This is a genomic window from Aliiglaciecola sp. CAU 1673 (assembly GCF_029223185.1).
Classification (GTDB): domain Bacteria; phylum Pseudomonadota; class Gammaproteobacteria; order Enterobacterales; family Alteromonadaceae; genus Bowmanella.
On the sequence record NZ_JARHUG010000024.1, the window covers coordinates 1 to 23629 of the forward strand.

Annotated in this window: 29 protein-coding genes and 1 pseudogene; 11 read left to right on the top strand and 19 right to left on the bottom strand. The window is 50.0% G+C overall.

Translation table 11 applies throughout. The features are described from left to right. Positions 1-132: 132 nt before the first annotated feature. Positions 133-279 (top strand): annotated as a pseudogene (locus P2G88_RS18025) (DUF4160 domain-containing protein); the annotation flags it as partial. A 5-nt stretch (positions 280-284) separates the two neighbouring features. Continuing rightward, positions 285-551: a DUF2442 domain-containing protein gene (locus P2G88_RS18030; protein WP_275798585.1), complete on the top strand. Its 267-nt coding sequence runs from the start codon at positions 285-287 to the stop codon at positions 549-551. An 8-nt stretch (positions 552-559) separates the two neighbouring features. On the opposite strand, the gene ttcA is transcribed toward P2G88_RS18030, so the two are convergent. The 11 genes from ttcA to ccoN all read right to left on the bottom strand — a co-directional run bounded on the left by ttcA (position 560) and on the right by ccoN (position 10526). Then, positions 560-1477, bottom strand: coding sequence for a tRNA 2-thiocytidine(32) synthetase TtcA (ttcA, locus tag P2G88_RS18035; protein ID WP_275798588.1), 918 nt, complete (start codon positions 1475-1477; stop codon positions 560-562). A gap of 136 nt (positions 1478-1613) precedes the next feature. After that, entirely contained in the window at positions 1614-2546 is a 933-nt protein-coding gene (uspE, locus tag P2G88_RS18040) for a universal stress protein UspE (RefSeq protein WP_275798590.1), read from the bottom strand. A gap of 121 nt (positions 2547-2667) precedes the next feature. Further along, positions 2668-3393: a fumarate/nitrate reduction transcriptional regulator Fnr gene (gene fnr, locus P2G88_RS18045; protein WP_275798592.1), complete on the bottom strand. Its 726-nt coding sequence runs from the start codon at positions 3391-3393 to the stop codon at positions 2668-2670. A gap of 96 nt (positions 3394-3489) precedes the next feature. After that, on the bottom strand, positions 3490-4155 hold the full coding sequence (locus P2G88_RS18050; protein WP_275798594.1) for a sulfite exporter TauE/SafE family protein: 666 nt from the start codon (positions 4153-4155) through the stop codon (positions 3490-3492). Then, positions 4145-4327, bottom strand: a complete 183-nt coding sequence (gene ccoS, locus P2G88_RS18055) for a cbb3-type cytochrome oxidase assembly protein CcoS (RefSeq protein WP_275798596.1) — start codon at positions 4325-4327, stop codon at positions 4145-4147. The genes P2G88_RS18050 and ccoS overlap by 11 nt, the downstream gene beginning before the upstream one ends. Beyond that, on the bottom strand, positions 4324-6720 hold the full coding sequence (locus P2G88_RS18060) for a heavy metal translocating P-type ATPase (protein ID WP_275798598.1): 2397 nt from the start codon (positions 6718-6720) through the stop codon (positions 4324-4326). Before P2G88_RS18060 ends, ccoS begins: the two co-directional genes overlap by 4 nt. Before the next feature lie 8 nt (positions 6721-6728). After that, positions 6729-7214 (bottom strand): FixH family protein, encoded by a 486-nt coding sequence (locus tag P2G88_RS18065; RefSeq protein WP_275798600.1) that lies wholly within the window; start codon positions 7212-7214, stop codon positions 6729-6731. A gap of 129 nt (positions 7215-7343) precedes the next feature. After that, a complete protein-coding gene (gene ccoP, locus P2G88_RS18070) occupies positions 7344-8297 on the bottom strand; it encodes a cytochrome-c oxidase, cbb3-type subunit III (RefSeq protein WP_275798602.1) in 954 nt (317 codons plus the stop codon). Further along, positions 8290-8481 carry a cbb3-type cytochrome c oxidase subunit 3 gene (locus P2G88_RS18075; protein ID WP_275798604.1) on the bottom strand — a complete coding sequence of 64 codons (192 nt, stop codon included), beginning with the start codon at positions 8479-8481 and terminating at the stop codon, positions 8290-8292. Before P2G88_RS18075 ends, ccoP begins: the two co-directional genes overlap by 8 nt. After that, entirely contained in the window at positions 8481-9086 is a 606-nt protein-coding gene (ccoO, locus tag P2G88_RS18080) for a cytochrome-c oxidase, cbb3-type subunit II (RefSeq protein ID WP_275798607.1), read from the bottom strand. The genes P2G88_RS18075 and ccoO overlap by 1 nt, the downstream gene beginning before the upstream one ends. 12 nt (positions 9087-9098) lie before the next feature. Continuing rightward, on the bottom strand, positions 9099-10526 hold the full coding sequence (gene ccoN / locus P2G88_RS18085) for a cytochrome-c oxidase, cbb3-type subunit I (protein ID WP_275798609.1): 1428 nt from the start codon (positions 10524-10526) through the stop codon (positions 9099-9101). Between the two features lie 226 nt (positions 10527-10752). On the opposite strand from ccoN, the gene P2G88_RS18090 reads away from it, so the two are divergent. After that, the gene (locus P2G88_RS18090) at positions 10753-11223 is read left to right on the top strand and encodes a hypothetical protein (RefSeq protein ID WP_275798611.1); all 471 of its coding nucleotides are present in this window, start codon (positions 10753-10755) and stop codon (positions 11221-11223) included. Here P2G88_RS18090 and P2G88_RS18095 read toward each other — a convergent pair. The 5 genes from P2G88_RS18095 to P2G88_RS18115 all read right to left on the bottom strand — a co-directional run bounded on the left by P2G88_RS18095 (position 11213) and on the right by P2G88_RS18115 (position 15567). After that, a complete protein-coding gene (locus P2G88_RS18095) occupies positions 11213-12778 on the bottom strand; it encodes a cation:proton antiporter (protein ID WP_275798613.1) in 1566 nt (521 codons plus the stop codon). The two genes, P2G88_RS18090 and P2G88_RS18095, sit on opposite strands and share 11 nt — an antisense overlap. A 91-nt stretch (positions 12779-12869) precedes the next feature. Next, complete coding sequence (locus tag P2G88_RS18100; protein ID WP_275798615.1) at positions 12870-13256, bottom strand: hypothetical protein; 387 nt, start codon at positions 13254-13256, stop codon at positions 12870-12872. A gap of 345 nt (positions 13257-13601) precedes the next feature. Further along, complete coding sequence (locus P2G88_RS18105; RefSeq protein ID WP_275798617.1) at positions 13602-14054, bottom strand: hemerythrin domain-containing protein; 453 nt, start codon at positions 14052-14054, stop codon at positions 13602-13604. A gap of 89 nt (positions 14055-14143) precedes the next feature. Next, positions 14144-14530: a YbaN family protein gene (locus tag P2G88_RS18110; RefSeq protein WP_275798619.1), complete on the bottom strand. Its 387-nt coding sequence runs from the start codon at positions 14528-14530 to the stop codon at positions 14144-14146. Positions 14531-14583: 53 nt separating this feature from the next. Continuing rightward, positions 14584-15567 carry a Gfo/Idh/MocA family oxidoreductase gene (locus P2G88_RS18115; RefSeq protein ID WP_275798621.1) on the bottom strand — a complete coding sequence of 328 codons (984 nt, stop codon included), beginning with the start codon at positions 15565-15567 and terminating at the stop codon, positions 14584-14586. A gap of 216 nt (positions 15568-15783) precedes the next feature. On the opposite strand from P2G88_RS18115, the gene P2G88_RS18120 reads away from it, so the two are divergent. Next, positions 15784-16080, top strand: a complete 297-nt coding sequence (locus tag P2G88_RS18120) for a high-potential iron-sulfur protein (RefSeq protein ID WP_275798623.1) — start codon at positions 15784-15786, stop codon at positions 16078-16080. Between the two features lie 152 nt (positions 16081-16232). On the opposite strand, the gene P2G88_RS18125 is transcribed toward P2G88_RS18120, so the two are convergent. Beyond that, the gene (locus tag P2G88_RS18125) at positions 16233-16544 is read right to left on the bottom strand and encodes a hypothetical protein (RefSeq protein WP_275798625.1); all 312 of its coding nucleotides are present in this window, start codon (positions 16542-16544) and stop codon (positions 16233-16235) included. Between the two features lie 6 nt (positions 16545-16550). After that, on the bottom strand, positions 16551-16814 hold the full coding sequence (locus P2G88_RS18130) for a hypothetical protein (RefSeq protein ID WP_275798627.1): 264 nt from the start codon (positions 16812-16814) through the stop codon (positions 16551-16553). A gap of 438 nt (positions 16815-17252) precedes the next feature. Between P2G88_RS18130 and P2G88_RS18135 the strand changes: the two genes are divergently transcribed. The 6 genes from P2G88_RS18135 (at position 17253) to P2G88_RS18160 (ending at position 20159) form a co-directional block, all read left to right on the top strand. Further along, positions 17253-17717: a DUF2846 domain-containing protein gene (locus P2G88_RS18135; protein ID WP_275798629.1), complete on the top strand. Its 465-nt coding sequence runs from the start codon at positions 17253-17255 to the stop codon at positions 17715-17717. Positions 17718-17776: 59 nt separating this feature from the next. Next, complete coding sequence (locus tag P2G88_RS18140) at positions 17777-18316, top strand: manganese efflux pump MntP family protein (protein ID WP_275798631.1); 540 nt, start codon at positions 17777-17779, stop codon at positions 18314-18316. Positions 18317-18363: 47 nt separating this feature from the next. Continuing rightward, on the top strand, positions 18364-18810 hold the full coding sequence (locus P2G88_RS18145) for a GNAT family N-acetyltransferase (protein WP_275798633.1): 447 nt from the start codon (positions 18364-18366) through the stop codon (positions 18808-18810). Between the two features lie 123 nt (positions 18811-18933). Continuing rightward, the gene (locus tag P2G88_RS18150; protein WP_275798635.1) at positions 18934-19185 is read left to right on the top strand and encodes a DUF465 domain-containing protein; all 252 of its coding nucleotides are present in this window, start codon (positions 18934-18936) and stop codon (positions 19183-19185) included. A 98-nt stretch (positions 19186-19283) separates the two neighbouring features. Then, positions 19284-19718 (top strand): hypothetical protein, encoded by a 435-nt coding sequence (locus P2G88_RS18155; RefSeq protein WP_275798636.1) that lies wholly within the window; start codon positions 19284-19286, stop codon positions 19716-19718. 102 nt (positions 19719-19820) lie between these two features. Next, positions 19821-20159, top strand: a complete 339-nt coding sequence (locus P2G88_RS18160; protein WP_275798637.1) for a hypothetical protein — start codon at positions 19821-19823, stop codon at positions 20157-20159. 40 nt (positions 20160-20199) lie between these two features. Here the strand turns inward: P2G88_RS18160 and P2G88_RS18165 are convergent, their stop codons facing one another. After that, on the bottom strand, positions 20200-22812 hold the full coding sequence (locus P2G88_RS18165; protein WP_275798638.1) for an HAD-IC family P-type ATPase: 2613 nt from the start codon (positions 22810-22812) through the stop codon (positions 20200-20202). A gap of 217 nt (positions 22813-23029) precedes the next feature. Between P2G88_RS18165 and P2G88_RS18170 the strand changes: the two genes are divergently transcribed. Further along, positions 23030-23530 carry a hydrogenase maturation protease gene (locus P2G88_RS18170; RefSeq protein WP_275798639.1) on the top strand — a complete coding sequence of 167 codons (501 nt, stop codon included), beginning with the start codon at positions 23030-23032 and terminating at the stop codon, positions 23528-23530. Positions 23531-23629 lie beyond the last annotated feature (99 nt).

Consider the following 23629-nt stretch of genomic DNA (forward strand, 5'->3'; position numbering starts at 1 on the left):
AGGGCTTCTGCTTTAAACTCTTCGCCGTGGCGTTTACGGGATCTGGATTCTTTTGTCATGCTTCACCTCGATTGCGATTCTATCGCTTAACGAGGTGTCCAGTCTTGTTGGTATGGATCACTTTTCGACTTCGAGGGTAACGTACTCGAAGGGGAGTTATCCTCCAGAGCGGTGAGCTTTGCGAAAGAGTGGATATCCCTTCACAGTGAAGAGCTGGATGCCAATTGGCAGAAGGCCCGCTCAGGTCAACCTTTAGATTACATTGCCCCACTGGAGTAGACGCTATGTTACATATCAAATCTGCTAAGTATGTCGCTGATTTCAGACTTTGGGTGGCATTTGATGATGGCACTGCCGGCGAAGTGAATTTAGAAGATAAGCTAGTAGGTCCGGTGTTCGAACCTCTCAAGGACAAATCCCTCTTCGCCAAAGTTGCTGTCGACCCTGAACTGGAAACAGTCGTGTGGCCTAATGGATCAGACCTGGCTCCAGAGTTCCTGAAAGAGTTGCAAAACAAACAAAATCAGCCGTTGCAAAAAGCATACGGCTGACCCGCGCATTAGCTAAGATTAACCACCGTCAGGCGCTCTTCTTCTTCGTCCAAATCTGACTTGGGTGGCACCTCAATCACCGGGGCATCGAAGCCGATATCGCCGCCGGCAAAGGGCTGGTCCTGAGTCTGTAGGGACTTAAAGTCAAACAGATTGGGATCGGCTAAGTGTGAGGGGGTGACATTCTGCAGTGCCCTGGCCATGTTTTCGATGCGGCCAGGATGTTGTTTATCCCACTGCTGCAACATTTGTTTGATCACCTTGCGCTGCAGGTTTTCCTGCGAACCACAAAGGTTACAAGGAATAATCGGGAACTCCATCATGCCGGAATAGCGCTCGATATCTTTTTCGGCACAATAGGCGAGAGGCCTTATCACCATCTGTTTGCCGTCATCACTGACCAGCTTGGGTGGCATGGCTTTGAGCTTGCCGCCGTAAAACATATTCAGAAACAGGGTTTCCAGCATATCGTCGCGATGATGCCCCAGGGCAATCTTGGTCGCGCCCAACTCGGTGGCAGTGCGATACAAAATGCCGCGGCGTAAACGTGAACACAATGAACAGGTGGTTTTACCCTCAGGAATTTTTTCTTTAACGATGCTGTAGGTATCTTCGGTCACAATCTTGTGCTCAACGCCAATGGATTGAAGATACTCAGGCAGTACATGGGCAGGAAAGCCGGGTTGCTTCTGATCCAGGTTAACCGCCACCAACTCGAACTTAATGGGCGCTATACGCTGCAAATAGCGCAGAATATCCAGCAGGGTGTAGCTGTCTTTGCCGCCAGAAAGGCACACCATAACTCTGTCGCCTTCTTCAATCATATTGAAGTCTTCAATGGCTTTACCCACGCAGCGACGCAGGCGCTTTTGCAGCTTATTGAAGCCGTATTTCTGTTTGGCGGACAATTCGTCTAAAAGGGTCATGCTGTTACCGGATCGAAAGGGAAAATTTCAGGGGCAGGATTATACAGGGGATGTACAAAGGGTGACAGAGGGCGTTGGCTTATCGAGTGAAGTAGCGTAAGGCATTTCTTCTGTCGCCTTACGCCGCTGCTAATGCTTATTTTTGTAATGGGCTCACAAAGCCTTCAGGTTTGACAGCCAGCACATCACAATCCAGAGAATCAATCACATGCTCGGCAGTATTACCGATCAGGGCAGCGGAGAGTCCCTGGCGACCAACCGTGCCGATCACCACCAATTCCGCATCCAGTTTTTTGGAAATGGCGGGAATGGCGTCTTCAGGCAGGCCCTCTCGCACATGACAATGCTCACGGGCAATGCCATGGGCATCGGCAAAGGTACACATGGCCTCTTCATGATGTTTGCGTACCGATTCATTAAAGCTGGAAGGATCAAACTCAGGGATTTCAATGGCGATATTCACCGGGGTGCCTGGATAGGAGTTGACCAGATTCACCTGGCCTTGCAGGGTTTGCGCAAAATTTAATGCAAGTTGGGTGATGCGCTCGTTCAAAGAGCGATGCTCTTCATCCTGCGTGCCTACATTCACCGCAGCAACGATATTGCCGCCTACGGGCCATTCATGCTCTTTGACTAACAGCACCGGGACCGCGGCTTTGCGCATCAAGTGCCAGTCTGTCGGAGTGAAAATCACATACTTAAGGCTGTCATGCTCATGGGTGCCTTTGATGATGAGATCATAACCGCCTTCGATAGACTCATGGATAATGGCTTCGAAAGGGCGGTTATGCCAAACCACCTTCACATCCACGGCCACTGTCTTGTCTTTTACCTGCTTGGCAATAAGCTCCGTCAGCCATTCGGTACGATCATCAACCACCGCCTGGCGCATGGTTTCGCGTTCATCCACCGATAGCATGGTGGTCATTTCATAGGAGAAATCATAAATCGACAGAAATGCGGTAACACTGGCACCGGTTTTCTTCGCCATCAGCAGCGCTCGGTTTAACGCCTTCTGCTGTTCGCCTGAGGCATCAATGACGGCGAGTAACTTCTTATATTTGACCATGGAATTCCCCCAACTATAGTAAAAGCTCTTTCGGCTAAGTCTATGTGCTGATTGAAATTTTAGCCAATATTCGCTTTGTTTTGGATCAACCGGATGGTTAATTTAGTCCTTAATACCGGCACTAACCCAATAGTGCCGCGGTTTCCTGCCCATCTTTCAGTACTTGTGGCTGTAGCAGGGTGATAAATTTACCCTCTACTTTGATCAATTCCTGCTTCTGAAAACGGGTTAACAGACGGCTGATGGTTTCTACCGTCAGGCCGAGGTAATTACCGATCTCTGCACGGGTCATACTCAGACGAAACTGTGTGGCAGAAAATCCACGTTGCTGATAACGGGAAGCCAAGCTGGTCAGAAAATAAGCCAGTCGCTGGTGCGCGGTGCGCTTGTTCAGCAGCAGAAACATTTCTTGATCTTCGAGGATCTCGCTGCTCATCATACGCATCACTTGGCTGCGTAAGCGTGGTAGGTCACCCGACAAGGTTTCCAAGGTGTTAAAGGGGATCTCACAGACCATGGACGTTTCCAATGCCTGTGCAAAGCTTTTATGCTCCTGCGTGCTTACCGCATCGAAACCAATAATGTCTCCGGGTAAGTGGAAGGCGATAATCTGCTCTTCACCATCGGGGGCCAGGGTAAAACTTTTAAACGAACCAGATCGCACTGCATAGAGGCTGCTGAGTTTGTCTCCGGACTGGAACAAGCGCTCGTTTTTCTGGAAGGGGCGTTTACGCTGGATAATATCGTCTAACTTACCCAATTCCCGCTCGTTCAGGCTAAAGGGAAGGCATAACTGACTAATACTGCAGTTTTGACAACTGATGGTGCATTCGCGATGTTGGTTCATGGCTATCTATCTCGAGGATCCCAGCCGGTAATCCGTACCGGCAACTAAGGCTACAAATTAGCATTTGTCAGGCGCGAACGCCATTAGCAATTGGTACTAGTGCAGTAAGGCTTTTATCAACACGCCGAGCCCAGACAGACAAAGTAATACTGCAATCACTTGTCTGGTACGGGGGTGATTTAACCAGGATTTCAGCTGCTGACCAAAACTACCGACAATAATCAGCGAGGGCAGGGTGCCCAGCCCAAACAAGGCCATCACCAAGGCACCTTGAGAGGCAGAGCCGCTGGCCAGACTCCAGGTCAGGGTAGAATAGACCAAGCCACAAGGCAGCCAGCCCCAAATCACACCATAGGGTAAGGCGTAAACAGGATGGCGAAAGGGGATAAAGCGTTTGGATAAAGGAGAAATGGGTTTCCACAGGTAGCTGCCGGCTTTCTCCAAAGAAGACAACAAACGCCACCAGTTTCCCACATACAGCCCAAGCAGAATCAGAAACACGCCGCTTAACAGATTAAGCCACAGCAATCCATCTGCTACCCGATGGGACACCATCTGCCCCAATCCACCGGTGATAGCGCCGGCCGTAGCATAACTGGCGATACGTCCGCCATGATAGGCAAGCATATAGGGCGTTGGGGATTTTCCTGCTGGAATGGCAAAGGTCAGGGCGCCGACAATGCCGCCACACATGGCCACACAATGAACACTGCCCGCCAAGCCCAGTAACAGGGCCGACAACCAGGTCAATTCAGCGCTCATCGCCATCCTTTTTGCTGTCCTGTTGTTCAGGTTTGTCATCATCGAACAGGATATCGGAGCCTTTACGTTCCAGATCTTCAAACTGACCGGATTTTACCGCCCAGAAAAACATGGCCAGCGCCAGACACACCAGCAATATGGCAATAGGGATCAACACATAGATGATACTCATGCAACAGCCTCCTGAGGCACCTTAGCCTGCGCTTTCCTGAGTAAGCGCACTGAGTTGGCTACCACCAAAATGGAGCTTAAGGACATGCCGATGGCCCCCATCCAAGGTGTCAGGTAGCCGGCAACCGCCAGGGGCAATACCGTCACGTTATAGCCAAGTGCCCAGCCAATATTCTGGATGATCTTGCGCTCAGTGCGTTTAGCCATATCAAACAGGGCCGGTAGGGCAATGAGCTTATCATTGATCAAAATGATGTCGGCCGCGTTTCGGGCCAAATCCGTTGCCCCGCCGACGGCCAGTGAGATATCGGCGCCGGCCATCACCGGACTGTCATTGATACCATCTCCTACCATCATCACTTTCTTGCCCTGGGCCTGCATAGTCTGGATAACATCGAGTTTTTGCTTCGGCGCACATTGGGCATATTGGCTGGCAATCCCCAGCTTTGTGCCTATGCGTGCCACATTTTCCTGACTATCGCCGCTGATAAGCGCCAGCGCGCGGGGAGACAGGGCGTCGAGCACCGCCTTGGCATCGCTTCTTACCTTATCGGTCAGTTCAAACGCGGCGATCAAACCATCCTCATCACCAAGAAAAACATTACAGCCCTGCACAGAATCTGTCAGTTGTCCGCCAATATGGCTGGCTGAGCCCAATTTATATTCTTTGCCGGCAGACCTGGCCGTCAGGCCAAATCCCGGCTGGACGCTGACTTCATCAACCTTGGCAGGCGAAAAGTCATCAAAGGCCCTGGCGATAGGGTGCTCCGAATGGCTCTCTATGCCCGCCACCAGACCAAGCACTTCATCATCCGCACGTTGACTCAGATTAACCATACGCACCATGCTGAACTTACCCTCGGTCAGGGTGCCGGTTTTATCGAACGCCACGGTGGTGACCTTGTTCAGTGCTTCGAGCAGATCCGCTCTTTTTAACAGGATCCCTTCGCGGTTGAGTTTGGCCATGGCACAGGTCAGCGCCGAGGGCGTGGCTAAGCCCAAGGCACAGGGGCAGGTAGCCACCAATACAGAGACCATGATCCAGAATGCATCCGCACTGCCCACATAGTGCCAATAGCCATAGGTGAGAGCGGATATCAGCAATACCACGGCGACAAAATGACTGGCAATACGGTCGGTCAGTTGGGAAATGGCCGGCTTACTGGCCAGGGCTTCGTCCTGCAGGCGCAAAATCTGGCTGACCAGGGCATCGGCCAGCGGACGGGTGACTTCAATTTTCAACGCGCCGCTTTGATTTAAGGTGCCACCAAACACGTCCATGCCGCTTTGCTTTAGCACCGGCTCAAACTCACCGGTGAGCATGGATTCATCCACATACCCTTGCCCAGAGAGGATTTTACCGTCTACCGGGATAGTTTCCCCTGGACGCACCAGCAATAGCTGTCCCACCTTCACCGACTTGGCCAGGCAGTTTCTGGGCTCATCATTGTCCAGCAGGGTAGCGGTCAACGGCACATATTTGGCCATATTGGCCGAGATTTGCGCGGCTTTAAAACGCGAGCGGTGTTCCAGATAACGGCCAATCAGCAGCAGAAATATAAACATGCAGACCGATTCGAAATAAATCTCTCCCTGACCGCTTAAGGTGGCCTGCACGCTGGCCACATACAAAGACCACACGGCAGCAGTGATAGGTACATCCATATTCATGCTGCCAGCACGAAGGGCACGCCAGGCGCTGCTGTAAAAACCGGCGCCGGAGTAGAGCACGACGGGCGTCGAGAGGATCAGGCTGACCCAATGCAGGTACCACTTAGTATCGGCATCGAGGTTACCAAACACATCCAAATACAAAGGAATGGCGATCATCATCACCTGCATGCCCAAAAGCCCTGCCAGGCCCATGCGTTTCAGATAGGCAAAGTTGGTTTGCTTAAAGGCTGACTCCTGCTGTTCGGCCTTAAAGGGCTGCGCATGGTAACCCAAGCGCTCAATGGCACGCAGAATATCGCTTAACGACAGCACCTCATCCTGCCAGGTCACGACGGCGCGCCTTGCCGCTGCATTGACCGAAATTTGGCGGACACCTTGAATTTTGTTGAGTTTCTTTTCAATCAACCAGGCACAGGCCGAACAGCTGATGCCGTCAATACTCAATTGAATTTGTTTTTCGGCACCACGATTGGCAACAAATTCTTCCTGTAACTCGGGCTCATCATAGAGACTGAGTTTGGCCAACGCCTCATCGGCCAGGGGATCGGCCTTATTGGCCGGCTCAGTACGGAACTTGTAGTAGTCCACCAGGCCATTGGCGACGATAGCTTCTGCCACCGCCTGACAACCAGGGCAGCACATCTGCCGCGCTTCACCCAATACGGTAACGACAAAGCGACCGGGCTCAGTCACCTCTTGATGGCAGTGATAACAAATCATGCTGATGCTCAGGGTTTTACAACAATAGGCGCTATTTGTGGCAGGCCGATGTCCTGCTGCACTTTCCACGACTTATCAAAAGGGACCAGGGTCAGCTTCCATTTGCCGTCGATAGATTGCGGCAAAGGCGCGCTGTAACGGCCGTTAGCGTCCTGGGTCAGCATCAGAGTAAAGTCTTTTTCTGCCAGGGTGGGATGATGGAAAATCAGGGTCAGGGCGGCGCCATTGGTAGGCTTGCCGTTTTCAAACCATAAACGCACAGACTGCTCGTCGATTAGCAGACGGGCATCTATGCCAAGGGACTTGGCATGTTCAATTTCCTGCAGGCGCATATTAATGGCCTTACCTTCTTTGTAATAGTCATCTATCACCATACTGTCCTGTCCGCTGGTCGCCAGGTGCAACATGGTAAAACTCAGCACTATGGAAATAAGAGGAATGGAAATCAGGAACCAAGGCCAGAATTGCTTATACCAGGGAGTTATCGCGCTCATCAAAACTTCACTAGGTTAATGGTCGCCGAAGCGAACAAATAAAGAGGGTGTCTGTTAGGGTTATATTGTATCAATTTGCCCATTGCCAGATAAAGAAAAGCCTCGGCTAGCGAGGCTTTTTTTTCGTTTTTAGTTCTGTTTCGACAGACTGTAGACGTAAGCAGTAACCAGATGGATTTTGTTCTCACCCAGAATATCTTTCCAGGCAGGCATCACACCGTTACGACCATTAAGCACAGTCTCCATAACCGCCTGCTCAGTACCACCATACAACCAGGTGGTGTCGGTCAGGTTAGGCGCGCCCATGGCGTAGTTTCCGGTGCCGTCTTGTCCGTGACAGGCGGCACACATGGCCCATTTGGCTTCACCGGCACTGGCTAAAGAGCTGTCAACCTGACGACCGCTTAATGACAGGGCATAGGCAACCACTTCTTTCACGCCTTGCTCACCCAAGCTGTCTTTCCAGCCTGGCATGGCGCCTTGACGGCCATATAACAAGGAGTGTTTGATGGCTTCTGGGGAGCCGCCATACAACCAGTCATTGTCTGTCAGATTGGGGAAGCCGCGCTGACCACGGGCATCGGAGCCATGACACTGAGAGCAGTTTTGCAGGAACAGGCGCTGACCCACTTTCAGTGCTTCCGGATCGGTGGCCAAATCTTCAATCGAACGCTGGGCGTAAGCTTCGAAGATAGGACCGAATCGATCATTGGCTTGCTGCACTTCTCTATCGTATTGCAACAGCATACCGTCTTCTTTGGCTTGCTCTCGCGCTACTTTGCCCTCTTCAAGACTACGCATGTCTTGAATGGAGCTCTTCCAGCCCAGCAATCCCTGCCAGTTACCCAAGCCAGGATAAAAGGCCAGGTAAATCAAGCCCCACACGATGGTCGCGTAGAACATGATGGTCCACCAGCGAGGCAGGGGATTGTTGATTTCGACGATGCCGTCAAATTCATGATGCATATCGTCACCTTCCTCGACACCGGTCATGTTTTTTAAACACCAGCGAAGAAGAAGGAAACAGCCCAAAATTGATCCCAGAGTAATTACCGAGATCCAAATACTCCAAAAGCTACTCATTGCTTGATGACTCCCGCTTATCTTTTTCTGTCTCGGACACTACAGTTTTTTCATCGTCGAACACCAGATTGGCCGCTTCATCGAAGTCTTTCTTCCGGCGTTTGCTGTAGGCCCACAGAACGATGGCAATAAAGCTAACGAATATTGCCAAGGTCCAGACAACGTTGATGGTAACTGCGTCCATTACTTCAGTGCCGTACCCAAAGACTGCAGATAAGCAATCAGGGCCTGCATCTCGGTTTTGCCTTCCACAGCGGCCTGAGCGCCCGCTATGTCTTCATCGGTGTAAGGCACGCCGAAACCACGAAACACTTCCATCTTCTTGGCGGTTAACTCTCCATCAAGGGTGTTTTCCTCCAACCAGGGGAAGCCGGGCATATTGGACTCTGGCACCACATCACGAGGATTGATCAAGTGAACCCTGTGCCATTCATCACTATAACGACCGCCAACGCGAGCCAGATCAGGACCGGTGCGCTTAGAGCCCCACAGGAAGGGGTGCTCCCACACGCTTTCACCGGCCACTGAGTAGTGACCATAGCGTTCAGTTTCAGAGCGGAAAGGGCGGATCATCTGGCTATGACAGCCAACACAACCTTCACGGATGTAGATGTCACGACCTTCCAACTGTAACGCGGTGTAGGGTTTCAAACCTTCCACGGGCTCAGTGGTCTGGCGTTGGAACATCAGTGGCGCAATCTCCACCAAGGCCCCAAAGCTGATGACTACCAGAATCAGGATCGCCATCAGGCCGGTATTTTTTTCGACTATTTCATGTACGTTCTTCATCTACTTCGTCCCTTAGGCTGGTTGAACTTCGGCTGCAAGGCTGCCCTTAGGCGCACGGATGGTGCGGTAGCAGTTGTAAGCCATGATCAGCATACCGGTGACAACGAAGACACCACCGATGAAGCGCACAAAGTAGAAGGGATAAGACGCCTGCAGACTTTCAACGAAGCTGTAGGTCAAGGTACCGTCGGTGTTCACTGCACGCCACATCAGACCCTGCATAACGCCGGAGATCCACATAGCAACGATGTACAGCACTACGCCGATGGTAGCCAGCCAGAAATGTACGTTAACCAGCTTGGTGCTGTACATACGTGCCTGACCAAACAGAATCGGGATCAGGTGATAGATGGAGCCGATAGACACCATGGCTACCCAACCCAATGCGCCTGAGTGCACGTGACCAACGGTCCAGTCTGTATAGTGAGACAGGGCGTTAACGGTCTTGATGGCCATCATCGGCCCTTCGAAGGTAGACATGCCGTAGAAGGACAGAGACACAATCAGGAAGCGCAGAACGGGGTCAGTACGCAGCTTATGCCAGGCACCAGACAGGGTCATAATACCGTTGATCATGCCGCCCCAGGAAGGTACGAACAGGATCACAGACATCACCATTCCCAGAGACTGAGTCCAGTCGGGCAGGGCAGTGTAATGCAGGTGGTGAGGACCGGCCCAAATGTATAGCGAAATCAGCGCCCAGAAGTGGATCACGGACAAGCGGTAGGAATACACCGGACGACCTGCTTGCTTAGGCACGAAGTAATACATCATGCCCAGGAAACCGGCGGTCAGGAAGAAGCCTACGGCGTTGTGGCCATACCACCACTGCACCATGGCATCCACGGCACCGGCATACAGGCTGTACGACTTAAAGAAGGACACCGGAATGGCCATGCTGTTGGCAATGTGCAGCACCGCAACCGTCAGAATAAAGGCGCCGAAGAACCAGTTGGCCACGTATATGTGGCTGACCTTGCGGATGATCATGGTACCGAAGAAGTTAATCAGGTACGCCACCCACACCAGGGTAATCAGGATGTCGATAGGCCATTCCAGTTCCGCATATTCTTTGGAAGAGGTGATGCCCAGCGGCAGCGTGATGGCAGCGGATAAAATAACGGCCTGCCAGCCCCAGAAGGTAAAGGCTGCCAGCTTGTCACTGAACAACCGCACTTGCGACGTACGTTGCACCACATAATAAGAAGTGGCGAACAGTGCACAACCACCGAAGGCAAAAATCACCGCGTTGGTATGCAAGGGTCGCAAACGTGAATAGGTTAACCAAGGGGTATTGAAGTTCATCTCAGGCCAGATTAGCTGAGAGGCTATCAACACACCGACGGCCATGCCGACAATTCCCCAAATCACCGTCATGACGGCGAACTGTCGCACTACTTTATAGTTATAATCCGGATGTGATCGGCTGGTTTCACTCATTGTCATGGATCTTCCGCTGCTTGTTATTTCTTTTGGTTGCCCGTAAAAATACGGTAAAAAACCAAATTCCGCCAACTAAAGACTTTAGAAAAAGTGCTTAATTAACGGGGCTTTCGGGCGCGAATAATAAGGTTTTTGCCTCTGAAAAGATAGCCTGAATGGCCCTTGATTGATCCTCGTCAATGATTCACACTGGCGCGCCTTAAAATCCAACGGAGTCAAGCCGTTGCGCGTAGAAAAATCATTTTTGTATTGGCCTGCCGTCGGCGCACTCATGGTGCTGGCCTGGTGGTTGTGGGACGCCCGCCAAACGACTGAAGACAGACTCACAGAAAGCACGTTGTGCAACCTCAGTGGACAGGCTTGTGAACTGGACTTGGCTGAGGAGGAAACTGCGATCTGGCTTACGCCTCAACCGGTTCCGGTAGAAGAAGAAATTCAGTTCCATCTGCGCCTGCCTTCGGGCTTTCGGCTGGCCAAGGGGCACATTGTTGGTGAAAACATGTACATGGGGCGCATTCCCTTACTGGTGCAAAGTCAGCCACAAAAGCGTGAAGATAATTTCTCAGAATGGACGGCCATCAGTTTTTTAGGCAGTTGCAGCGAGCCGCAGATGCTGTGGCGCGTGCAATTGGAATTACACGCGCCATCCGGGCAAATCTTAGAGCGTGATTTTCTGTTTACGACTACCCGTTAATCAGCAGTAAACTTTCCTCAGCGAAACCGGTACCTGCTTCGGTGTAGAAGTTAAATACATGGTCAATACCGTGTTCCAGCAGTTCCTGACGTTCATCTTCATAGCGGGCAATGGCGGCCAGTTGTCCTTTATAGCCAGCATTGCGCAACTGATCATGGATATGTCGGATGTCTTCGACAGAGGGCAAAGCCAGCAGAATAAGCTCCATGGCTGACAGATCCATATTGTCCCACAGGTCAGCATCCTCAGCGTCACCGAGCATGACCTGCATACCTTGTTTTTTCTGGCGTTCGATACGGTCACGATCTGCATCCATTCCCCATACTTTCTCCCCGAGTACGTCCGCAAGGGCCAGGAAGGCACCTTTGCCGACTCGGCCCAAGCCAACGACCAATACTCTGGCTTCCAACGGTTGCAAATAAACATCTTCAGGTAAACGCTGACGGCTCTCAAAATGTTTAATCTTGCGTTGATACTTGCTGTAGCCCTGGTGGGCGTAGCGATATAACACACTGGTAAAGACAAAGGAGAATGACACGGCCAGCGCCAATATCACCAGCCATTCTTTGGGTAACCAACTGTTGTCCACGCAAAGCGCTACCACAATCAGACCAAACTCACTAAAGTTGGACAGCGCCAGACCGGCCAGATAAGCGGTACGTCCACGCAAGCGCAGGCCGGTAAATACAAAGAAAAACATCAGGAACTTGATGGGTAACAGCAGGCAAAGCAGTAGCGCGAGACCAATCATTTCCAGCGTGGGCAAGGCAGTAAAGCCGATAGAGAGGAAAAAGCCAATAAGAAACAAGTCTTTAAAGCTAAGTAGCGCCTTATTAAGTTCGGCGGCCTTGGCATGATTACTCAATAGCAACCCCATTACCAATGCGCCTAAGTCGCCCTTAATGCCAACCAGTTCAAATAACTCATAGCCGCCCAGGGCGAGAAAAAAGCCGGTTAGCGGCAACAATTCACCGTGACCGGATTGCTGCACCAAATGTTTTATCAGCGGCTTAATCAGCAGCAGTCCAAAGAGGCCCAAGGCAAAGATAGACGGGACCTTGCCAGTGGCCATCACCAAGAACAGCACCGCCAGAATATCCTGCATAACCAGCACACCGATGGCCACCTTGCCGTGGCGGGTTTTCATTTCACCGGCTTCTTCAAGCAACTTGACGATACACACGGTACTGGAAAAACTTAAGGCAAACCCGAGCATGGCTGCCACCTGCCAATCCAAAGCGGCAAAATAGGCCAATGACAAACTGCCCAGAGCAATCACTAAGAAGCAGATAAAAGCGGTCCAGGCCAGCATATGTGCGCCGGTACCCAGCCAAACTTCACGCTTGAGTAAATCTTTGATATTGAGCTTAAGCCCAATAGTGAACAGCAATAGGGTGATACCCAAGTCGGCTAAGGCGTCGAGGCTTTCAGCAGGCTTGATGCCTACATAATTGAGGAAAAATCCAGCGGCAAGAAAACCGATAAGCGGTGGCAACTTGAGTATTTTGACACCCAGTCCGCAAATGAAGGCAAACAGGACCCAGATAAATTCCATGGTGTGAGATCTCGTTGATTAGCTGCGCGCCCCTAGAATAATCTGTTTTAGCCCAGCAAATCAAAACGTTATCTATTCGAACCAACCCAGGCTAGCAGCCAAACTTTACTTTCAGGGCCTGTAACTCTTGCAGTAACTCGTGCTCTTTAATTTTCAAAGAGCCCAATTCGTAAGCTATTTCCTGCTGGCGGCGCATCGCATCGGCGCGACTGCTGACCTGCGGGAAGTTCAGCACATTTGAAGAGGGGGATGAGGTGGAGAGGTCAAAATCATTGTATCGCAACGTGGTGGTTTGCGGCTCACCCTTGTCCATACGCGCTAAACGCTTGGCAAAATTGTCCAGGGCCGGACGATTGACCTTGATGCCCTTGGCCACACACAATTGCAGCACATAATCGTAGTTCTTATAGTGGTTTTCCCGGATCAACTGCTTGACCGTTTCCACCTGTTTGTTTTGATCAAAGTTCTTGGCGTGCATAGATATTGTTATTCTTATTGAAAGTGCATGAAAAGCCTTTGTTATGAGGATTACAAAGCAATTTGCTCAATAAAACAACATTTATGTCCGCATTAGTCGTCACAACCAGCCATTAAAGACTGACCAATTCGCTAAGGGCCGGGGAGTTATGGCTTGATGGATAATGAAGTTCGAAAAATGCTGAAACGATAAAGAATTCTAGAAAAATCAATAAATACAAAGAGATAAAAGGTAACGCGTTACTTCAATCAGTATAGAAAACACCCTTAGCAGGTTCTTTTTAGTGGAAAAAAGATATTTACCGCACCAAAGGGAAAGCTGCCGCTGCAAATCACAGCCAAGTACTTAACCACAAAGGGCTGCTGAATCATTGTCCATGGCCATCAATAACTTAATGCGGGTATCTGTATCAAAAAGACGGTCACAGACCGGGTAGAAGTTAAACTCATCATTTTCAAAATGATCCGAGAGCATAAATTCCAGCACCTGATCTTCCTGATGGCTATCCAGGCCCTGCTGTTGCAACGCGACAATCTTTTCTACCTGTGCGCGGATCTGCTGATGCTCTTGCTTGGCTTTGTCTGCCGCAAAACGCCCATTGTGGGGGCCGGCTTCTGACAACGCCGGGATCAGGAACTGCTCTTCCCAATGCATTTGCTGCACCATACCGCGCTTAAATTTGTTAAATAACGCCAAGGCAAAGTCACGATCGCTCTTTAGATGGCGCCGGTAGGCTATGAAAAACAATTCCAGGCGCTGATGATTGGTACTGAAATACTGGGTTAAGAACCTGTTCATCAAAAATTTTCTACCTAATGCTTGACCCACAGGGGATGGAAATGGTCGACAGTTGGCAGAAAGGATAACGAACTCAGTGGTGCAAGATATTAATCCATATCAAATATTGGGGTGTTTTGTGGCGGCTCCGGTCGCAGCCATAACCAGGTCGCGATGGTTAGCAGCAACAAGCTAAGCAGCGCTTTGACTATTACAAGTGTAAGAGAGAGCCACAGCAGCAGGATGGATATGGACATCATTACGCTTGCCGCCCATTTCGCTCTTCTGGGAACAGCGCCATAGGTGCGCCATTGAGAGATTGGTGTGCCGTAACGGGGGTGACTGAGTAACCAGCGCTCCAAGTCTGACCAGCCTTTGCCGGCCGCCCAAGCACTGATTAGCAAGAAAACGACCGTTGGCAGACCAGGTAACACAATTCCAAGCAGGCCAAGCAATAAGGAAATGACGGCAACAGCGCGCCACATCAGACATTTCATCGCCACTATCATTGCTAAACACTCTGCTTTAACGGCACCGATTATTTCTCAGCTTACGTTATTTTTTCCTGAATGGAAGCCATCTGTTTGGCCAACGTTAAGCTGTTATGCCAGGGCATGACGGGGGATTCCAGCTGCCCGGCCAGTATGGCCTTGGCGGCGGCACCAATTTCAAATTCCAAGCCGGAGCCGGCACGATCATCCACAAAATGTTCAACCGGCGCGTCTTCGCGGTAAAGGGTAGATTGTTCCGCTTTCCAGAAATTGGGGATCACGACGCGCCCTCGCTCGCCCTCAATCACAGCCTGATTACTCAGCCGATGCTCAAAAGAGGCCGCTAACTGCACTTCTTTGTCTTTATAGTGCAGGACCATTGATAAATCGTCTTCCACGCCATTGGGCGCGTGGCCTGCCACCACATCCATAGCCAAGGGTGCGCCATTATTAAACAGCAAATTCAGGGCGAGGGGATAAATGCCTATATCCAGAAGACAACCACCGGCCAGGGCAGGCGAATAGAGGCGGCTATTTGCATCAAAGGGAATGGCAAAACCCATCTCCGCCTTGATGCTTTGAATTGGCCCAATCAGGCCACGATCTATCCACTCTTTGGCCTTTTCTATGGCCGGTAAAAAGAAAGTCCACATGCCTTCCATCAGAAACCGCTGCTTTTCCATGGCCAGGGCCACCAATTCGGCGGTTTGCTCAGGGCTGATGGTCATCGGCTTTTCACATAGCACATGCTTATTGGCCAAGAGAGCGGCCTTAACGTTGTCATAATGCATATTGTGAGGGGTGGCCACATAGACAGCGTCTATGTTGGCCTGATTGAGCAGACTGTTGTATCCAGTCAGCGCCTGTTCTATGCCATATTCATCGGCAAAATCTTCGGCTTTTTCGGTTTCTCGCGAGGCAACAGCGAGCAGACGACTATTTTCGACAAAGCCGATATCCCGGGCAAAGGTCGAGGCAATGCGTCCTGTACCCAGGATGCCCCAATTTACCGGGTGACGAGCGTGAGTCTGTGGATATGTCATTTCAGGATCCTTCCTTGGTGATGCTCGATGATGGTAAAGCTCAAGCGATAGTAACACCATGACGGGTTAAAATATGTACACATTTCGATCCATATGCCAATCAAACGGCTATAACAATAAGTCAGCCAGGCCCGCAGTTTCGCGGGCCTGAGTCGTTAATAAGGATATTTAAATGACAATCGTTCTTTTTACCAATTAAAAATATGAGGTAAAGGCATGAGCAATATAAAGAGAAGAGATTTCCTAAAATTATCCGGCGGGGCCATTATTGGCCTGACGGCAGGTGGGTTTACGTTAAGCGCCAGCGCCCAGGAAAAGGTGGATTTGGATAACCCCACCGCCAAGGCCCTTAAATATGTGCATGAATCCACAACAGAGGGAGCTAACTGCGACAATTGTATGCACATCAGTGGCAACGAGGGCGACGAGTGGCGTCCCTGCGCTTTATTCCAGGGCAAATTGGTGTCCAGTAACGGCTGGTGTGCCGGTTGGGTGAAAAAACCTGGGGGATGATATTAAAAGTGGGGTAAAGGCCCGCTACCACTTATCAGTGTATCGGTTGCCTTTGCCCAGATTACACTCCTCACAGAGTATTTGCAGGTTATCGATATCTAAGGCTAATTCGGGATGGGTCGAGCGAGGCTTTATATGATCTACATGAAGCCTTACACCATGTTGTTCCTCTGTCGCACCACAAAGAACACACTTTTAGGCAGTCGAGCTAAAGCATCTGTTCGCAAATTTCTCCACGCCGTAGTGGAATAAAAATCTGTTTTCTTATCATGACAAGAAATGGGCACATCTTGCTCTGTGAAAGTCTCAGGTGCCTCACCAGGTGCATAGTAGTTGATAATAATCGGCTGTGTCGTTTCAGATAAAAGTCGGTTTTTTGCTCGAAGGGCACCGCTTGCGGTTTTAAATGACTGGCGTTTAATAGATTGTCCCTGACGAATCACCAATTGAAAGTTTTTGCTCACCCTGTGTCACCTCATCGAAAACTCAATCATCGGATTGCTGTCTCCCAGATTCTGATGCACCAGGGCTAACAGCGCATCCAGGGTCTTAAACTTTCGCACCACACCCTTTTGCGTATGCAACAACGCCAGCGCACTTTTACCATCGCTATAGGTTACCCGTACACGTAACGTCCATCCTTCCTGATGCTGCACACAAAGGTAGTGCCGACGCTCTGCCCCTTTAAGCAAATCCTGTAGCTGATAAAGCTGTAAGGGAAGGGTGGTGGCCATGGGTAACCCCAACATTTAAAACTGCATTATTGATTTAATATTGCATTTTTAAAAGCTTATTTTTCCAATAATATCAATGAGCATAAAGGAATCCTGCAATCATCGAACATTTGCCCATCCAGCGTTGATAGAGTGACTAATTAACTACTTAGTAAGTCGCTGAAAAGCTTATTTTGGCTTCTTAGCAAGAAGGCATCTGTTGTATTGGGAACACTCCAGGCAATGAGGACGCATAGGAAAACGCACTCAATTAGCAATTAATGGCCTGAGGATAACTGCTTTTTGAGTTGGCGAAATATCTCGGTATGCGACAAAGTGGTAAATCAACATGATGACAACAAAATGTCCTATCTCTTTTCCTGCAAAAACCGCAATATAGTCACCCCTGAAACACATCTGCATCCTTAAGCGTGCAACCTTCTATCGTGAGAAAAATCTATGTTGATGAGAGTCATTCTGTTGTTGTCTGTGATGACGCTTTCAGCTTGCAGTGCCACCGGTCCCCAATTCACGCAACTGGAAATACCTGAAACCAACAAGGCAAAAGTCTATATCTACAGACCGTGGGCCATGTTGGATGGAGCGGCGGCCCCCACCGTTCAAATCAATGGCAAAGACAGCTTTAACCTTAGCAATGGTGGTTATCAGGTACTGGACTTAGTCCCGGGTAAGACTCTGCTCGCGGTGAAAGAAGGGGGACTTCTGTCAAACTGGCGGGCCAGTCCTTTGCAAATCTCGGTCGATTTGCAGGCCAATAAAAGCTATTTCGTGCGTTTGAGTGCAGAACTTAGCAATGCCGCTTATGTGGGCGGCGTGTCTAGTGTTTCAGGTCAATATAGCTGGGGTCTGGTAGATCAGCAGATGGCACTCACAGAGTTGCCAAAAACAAACAAAAATCAATAAGCGTCACCTTCGGCACCTTTCAATTTAATCAATTAATTCAGATAGCTACATTTCTAACCATGATCGATGTCATTATTCTTGCGATTGCCCTTAGTATGGATGCCTTTGCAGTATCGGTGGGCCTGGGTTCAAAACAGGGACATAAAGAAGGCAAACTTGCCCTTTATGCCGCCATCTATTTTGGCGTTTTTCAGGCTGCCATGCCGATGATCGGATTTGTCGGCGGCATTGGCCTGCTCGGTTGGGTTGAAGAGTATGCCCGCTGGATTGCCTTTGTGTTGCTGCTGCTGATTGGCGGCAAGATGATTTATGAGGCCATCAGTGAGGGCATTGAAGAAGATATCTCTCAAATCACCCATCGGGTGATGCTGATCCTCGCCATCGCCACCAGCATCGATGCCATGGCAGCCGGATTTACCCTGACGCTAATTGAAGTGAATCCCTTTGTTGCCTGCGGCATTATTGGTGCAACCACCTTTGTTCTGAGTTGGGCCGGGGTGTTGGTTGGCAGACGCAGCGGCACCTGGCTGGAAAGCAGGGCAGAAATACTAGGTGGCTGTATTTTGATTTTAATTGGTGTGAAGTTTTTGCTTTTCTAAAGCGCCCTCAACACGCTTACATAAACAACGCATAGGAATGCCTTTAGATGTCTCAAGGAAATCAGGAAAAAAACCAATCAAGGTCGTCTTTTTGTCTGGTGGAAATCGCTCCTGAACCAAGCCAATTCAGTGACCTTCGCAGCGCTGTGGGCTGGACAAGTCCGACGCTTGAGGTGCTGGAGCAAAGTATGCAGGCCTCATTGTATTGGGTCTCGGTATATGCCGAAGAAAGATTGGTAGGTACCGGCCGTGTGGTTGGCGATGGGGCCATGTATTTTTATATCCAGGATGTGATTGTCCATCCGCACTATCAGGGTGCTGGTTTAGGATCGCAGATTATGGCTAAGATCAATCACTACCTTAATAAGCACTGCGTAAGCGGCGCTACCGTCGGCCTTTTTGCGGCAAAAGGAAAAGAGCCTTTCTATCAGAAATTCGCTTTTACCGAGCGTGATGGCGATATCCTGGGGCTTGGGATGTGCCGATTCGTTTAAGCGCCGCTATGATGGAATTTATAACAAGACAATTTAAAATCTGACCCAGATCAATATCGCCGAGGTGCTACTTTTAGATACTGAACTCACTTGCTCAGTAACCTAAATAACAGGAATAAGACCATGGCACTTGAAAGACACAGCCTGCTCAACGAATTTCCCGATCATCATCACACCATCCGTCACCTGAAAATGCATAATGCTCACTTTGCCAAGCTGTTTGACGAGTATGATGAGTTGGATCATGAGGTGTATCGCATCGAATCCGGTGAAGAGGCCAGGGCCGATGATTATCTCGAGCAGCGAAAACTGCGTCGCCTGCAGCTTAAAGACTCGTTGCTGGCCATGGTGAAAAAGGAAGAGGCTTCGCAATAAAGGCATTCCTTTTGTTATCTGATAGGTGCCGGCCATATCTTGATAAGAGAGCGACATGTTGCCAACGACTGGGGTAGCTCTGCATAAAGGAGGGAGAAATGAGGAATATCGCCTCACATTGGCTGATTTCGGGATTTCTGCTTCTTTGGGGTATGGCGTATGCATTCCTGGTTATCTTCACCTTTGCATTATCTACGCCGGAACACTGGGCCGAATTGGTTTCGCAAAGGCGGATTAAAGCTGAATATGCAGAATATATATCCAACATACCGGTTTGGGTGATCGCTATTACTTTTGTCGCCGCTTTTACCAGATTGTTGGGAGCAATACTTCTTCTATTACGCAACTCTTGGGCATTCTGCGTCTATGCGATATCCCTTGGAGTTGTGATGGTGATCATGTTCCGTGGATTCGTGCTGGCAGATGTGGCCAGCGTTATTCGGCCATCTCAAATAATACTGGAAGTTGTCTTTCTGCTGATCAGCCTGTTTGCTGTTTACTATGCCAAAAAGCAAAATCGGGGGCGTAACTAGAGCAGTGATAACAGGATAGCTTGCTTGTTTCTTAAATGAATTCGGCGAACTTCCAGTCTTGCACTAGACTGGAAATCATTGCTTCTGGATAGGGAAAGCCTCATGCCTGTCGCCTTGGTTGTAGCAGAAAAATCCCTGATGAGGGCAATTAATAAAGAACAAGATCCCGTTTCCCTTTGGGCAGAGGCGACGCATACAGAACCTAACGAAATGACTATCATCTGCAGCGTTTGTGATGCCTCTTATGGCAAACAATATGCCGTTTTCGCCACCTTATATCTCCCTACACTTTGGTCGACAGGCAGCAAGGAGAAGCTGCAGCAGGGACTGGCCTTGGCGCTTTCTCAGTATTTTCATGTATCGATTGAACATGTCTTTGTAGTTACCAATTCCGTCAAAAGTGGTGACGCACTAGAAAACGGTAGGGTGATTACCTGGTAAAGGGGCAAGATCAGAGAAGATGTTTTCCAGCGCCCTTTTATCAAACCGCATGGGCTTTTTGTCTTCGGTGAATGACTACCTTGTGGATCTCATCCACCAGCAATAACGTGCAGGCTAATCCCAGTAACTGGGCCCACAGCGTTAGCGCAACCGGTTCAATCTGCAAAATGCCACCCAAAAATGTGCTGTGCATAGCGCCAATATGCAGCCCCTGGGCGGCCAGCATGCCGAAGAGCAGGAAGGGATTACTGAAGAAGCGGTGCTTAAAAATGGAACGGGTTTCCGAGCGGCTGTTAAATACATGGATATTTTCAAACAGCACCATCAGCAATAAGGTGGTGTTTCGTGCAGATTCCACGCTCATGCCCTGCTCCAGGGCAAGATAAAAGATTGCAAAGGCGATACAGCCCATGGCCAGGGCATTGATTAGCACTCGCTCTATCATCAAGCGATCAAATACTGGCTCTTTGGGTTTTCTGGGCGCACGCCGAAGCTCATCACCCTCGGCGGGCTCAAAGGCCAGCGCCACATCTTGCAAACCATTGGTCACCAGGTTCAGCCATAGCAATTGCACCGGCAACAAGGGAAGGGGCAGCCCCATCAAGACGGAGAGGATAAAAAGCACGATTTCGGCAGCCCCCGTGCTAATTAACAAAAACACCACTTTACGGATATTGTTGTAAACGATTCGCCCTTGACGGATCCCTTCCACCAGACTGGCAAAATTATCATCAGTGATAATTAAATCGGCACTTTCCCTGGCTACATCGGTACCCCGCTGGCCCATAGCAACCCCTACATGGGCGTGGCGCAGGGCAGGGGCGTCATTGACCCCATCGCCGGTCACCGCCACAAAATGGCCTTGGCGCTGCCAAGCCTGAACCAATTGCAATTTTTGCTGTGGCTCTACCCGGGCATATACGCGGCCTTTGTCTACCAAGGCATCAAAGCCAACCGAATCCGCCTCTTTCTCCTTTATTTGCTGACCAATAACGGCGTGTTGCGGGTAAGGTTCAAACTGTAACTCCCTGGCAACAGCCAAGGCAGTATCGGGGTGATCGCCAGTGACCATGGCAATCTCCAGATGCGCAGTTTTGCATTCGGCAATGGCCTCAATTACCCCAGGGCGTATAGGATCTTTTATCCCTACCAAACCCAAGAAGCGCATATGGTGCAACGCATCAGTCAACTCGATGGATTCCAATTCCAACGCTTTACCCGCCACTGCCAGTACACGTAAACCGCGACTGGCCATGTGGCTGGTTTGTTGGTGAATCTGTTCTTTGTCAAGCTCACGCCCCAATCCGTCCAGGCTGCACATAGGTAACAGCCTTTCCACACTGCCTTTAATACACACCTTATGCTGCTGGCCAATGATGTTGATGCTGGCGCAATAGGCATGCTCAGATTCGTAGGGGATTAAACCTTGCTGTGGATACACTTTCGTCAGTTCACCAGGTTCATATCCAAGCTTGGCGGCTAACACCAAAAAGGCCTGATCAACTTTATCGCCCTCGCCAAACCATTGCCCATCTTCGCATCTGAGTGTGGCTTCATTGGCAAGCGCCGCGCAAAGGGCTAATTCATGCAACAAATCACCGTTTGTGCGCGCGCTCTCATTTTCCACTTCACCATGCAGGTCCAGCCCCTCTCCTGTCACCCGATAACGATGACCATCACTAAGATCCACTTCTGTGATAGTCATTTCGTTCATGGTCAGGGTGCCGGTTTTATCAGAAGCAATAAAAGTACAGGAGCCTAAGGCTTCTACCGCCAGCAGTTTTCGGACAATCACGCCTTTTTTGGCCATGCGTCCCATGCCGATGGCCAAGGCCACAGTGATGGCGGCAGGAAGGCCCTCAGGGATGGCGGATACCGCCAGGGCGACGCCCATCAAAAATACCTCGGAAAGATCGTCTCCCCTTAGCACGGTAATCACAAAAAGCAGGGCAATGATCAATAAAATAGCGACCGATATTTTACGGGTAAAAGATTCAATTCGTTGCATCAACGGCGGCTTAACCTGCGTACCGCCGGCTACTTGTTTTACTATCTTGCCTAATTGGGTATTGAAGCCGGTGGCGACCACTTCACCTTTTCCCCGTCCCTGACTGATCAGAGTACCGGCAAACAAACTGTCACTGCGCTCACTTAGTGGCGCCTCTGAACTTACCTGTGCGTCTGCAGACTTACTTTGTGGTAGCGATTCACCGGTAAGCAGGGATTCATCGGCACTAAGATTTCGGCTCTCCTTTAGCTGAATGTCGGCGGGCACTTTATCACCAGAGACCAGTTGCACCAGATCGCCCGGCACCAGTAAATGCGTTTCGATGCGGATAACGTCACCATCGCGGTAGACCGACGCAAAGGATGGCACCATCTTTTTCAAAGCCTTGGCGGCCCGCGCTGCAGAATATTCTTGTACCGTGCCAATGACAGCATTCAATAGCAGCACCGCCAGGATAAAGTAGCTATTTACCTGTTGCCCCAAAAACCAGGACACCACGGCTGCCGCAAACAAAACATAAATAAAGGGACTTTTGAACTGGCGTATGAAAATCACCAAAGCGCTGGTTTCCTTGGGCTCTGGCAAGCGATTTTCACCGTACTTAGCGAGTCGTGCTTGTGCCTCTTGGCTACTAAGGCCTGGCATAGTTTTATCCTGTGCTTTTTGTCGGCAAGTTTAACGGGGCTGCCTTGGCCGTAATTTAACCAAGATCAATGACAATAGCGGATAAAAAACACACGAAACCCCGCTCTTATCGCTTATCGACTATCAACTATCTGTAAAAACAGTGTTTTTTGTATTTTTAGCCTATCTTTACATATAGGCACTCTCCTTCATCGTGACAACAAGACATAGGGACAAGATGAAAAAATCTCAGATCCGTATTCTCTGCTTAGGCAACAAGCTCCATGGTGACGACGGTATTGGTAGCCGGGTCTTCGAAGAACTCTGTCATATGTGCTGGCCGCATCACATTGGTCTGATTGATGCAGGTGTGGGCGGCGTGGCATTGGTCCCCCTGTTTAGCCATTGTGACAGGGTGATACTGGTGGATGCGTTACTGGATCCCAAACGCCCCGGCAAGATAGTGGTCAAACAAAATCTGGATCTGTATGAACTGCATGAAGACCAACCTTTGGTGCATGGTGGCCGCCTGGATGCCTTACTTTCCATGTTACCGTCGTTGATCCAGCCCTTACCTCGTATCGATCTGTTTGCCATCACCGCCAAAGACTTCTCCAATTACAGCAATAAGCTCAGCCCCGAAGCGCAACGTGCCATACCTGAGTTGTGTGAAAAGTTGCTGGAAAGCCTGGAAGCTGATCTGGCGCAATATACCGGGCATTTTGTTGGCGCAAGCTAAGCCGATGGGGATCACGGCGTTAAAGGGTTAAGGTCTTGCCCGCATATTGCATGCAAGGTGGTGAAAAGCCATTGCGCGGCAAGATCCTAGGAAATACAG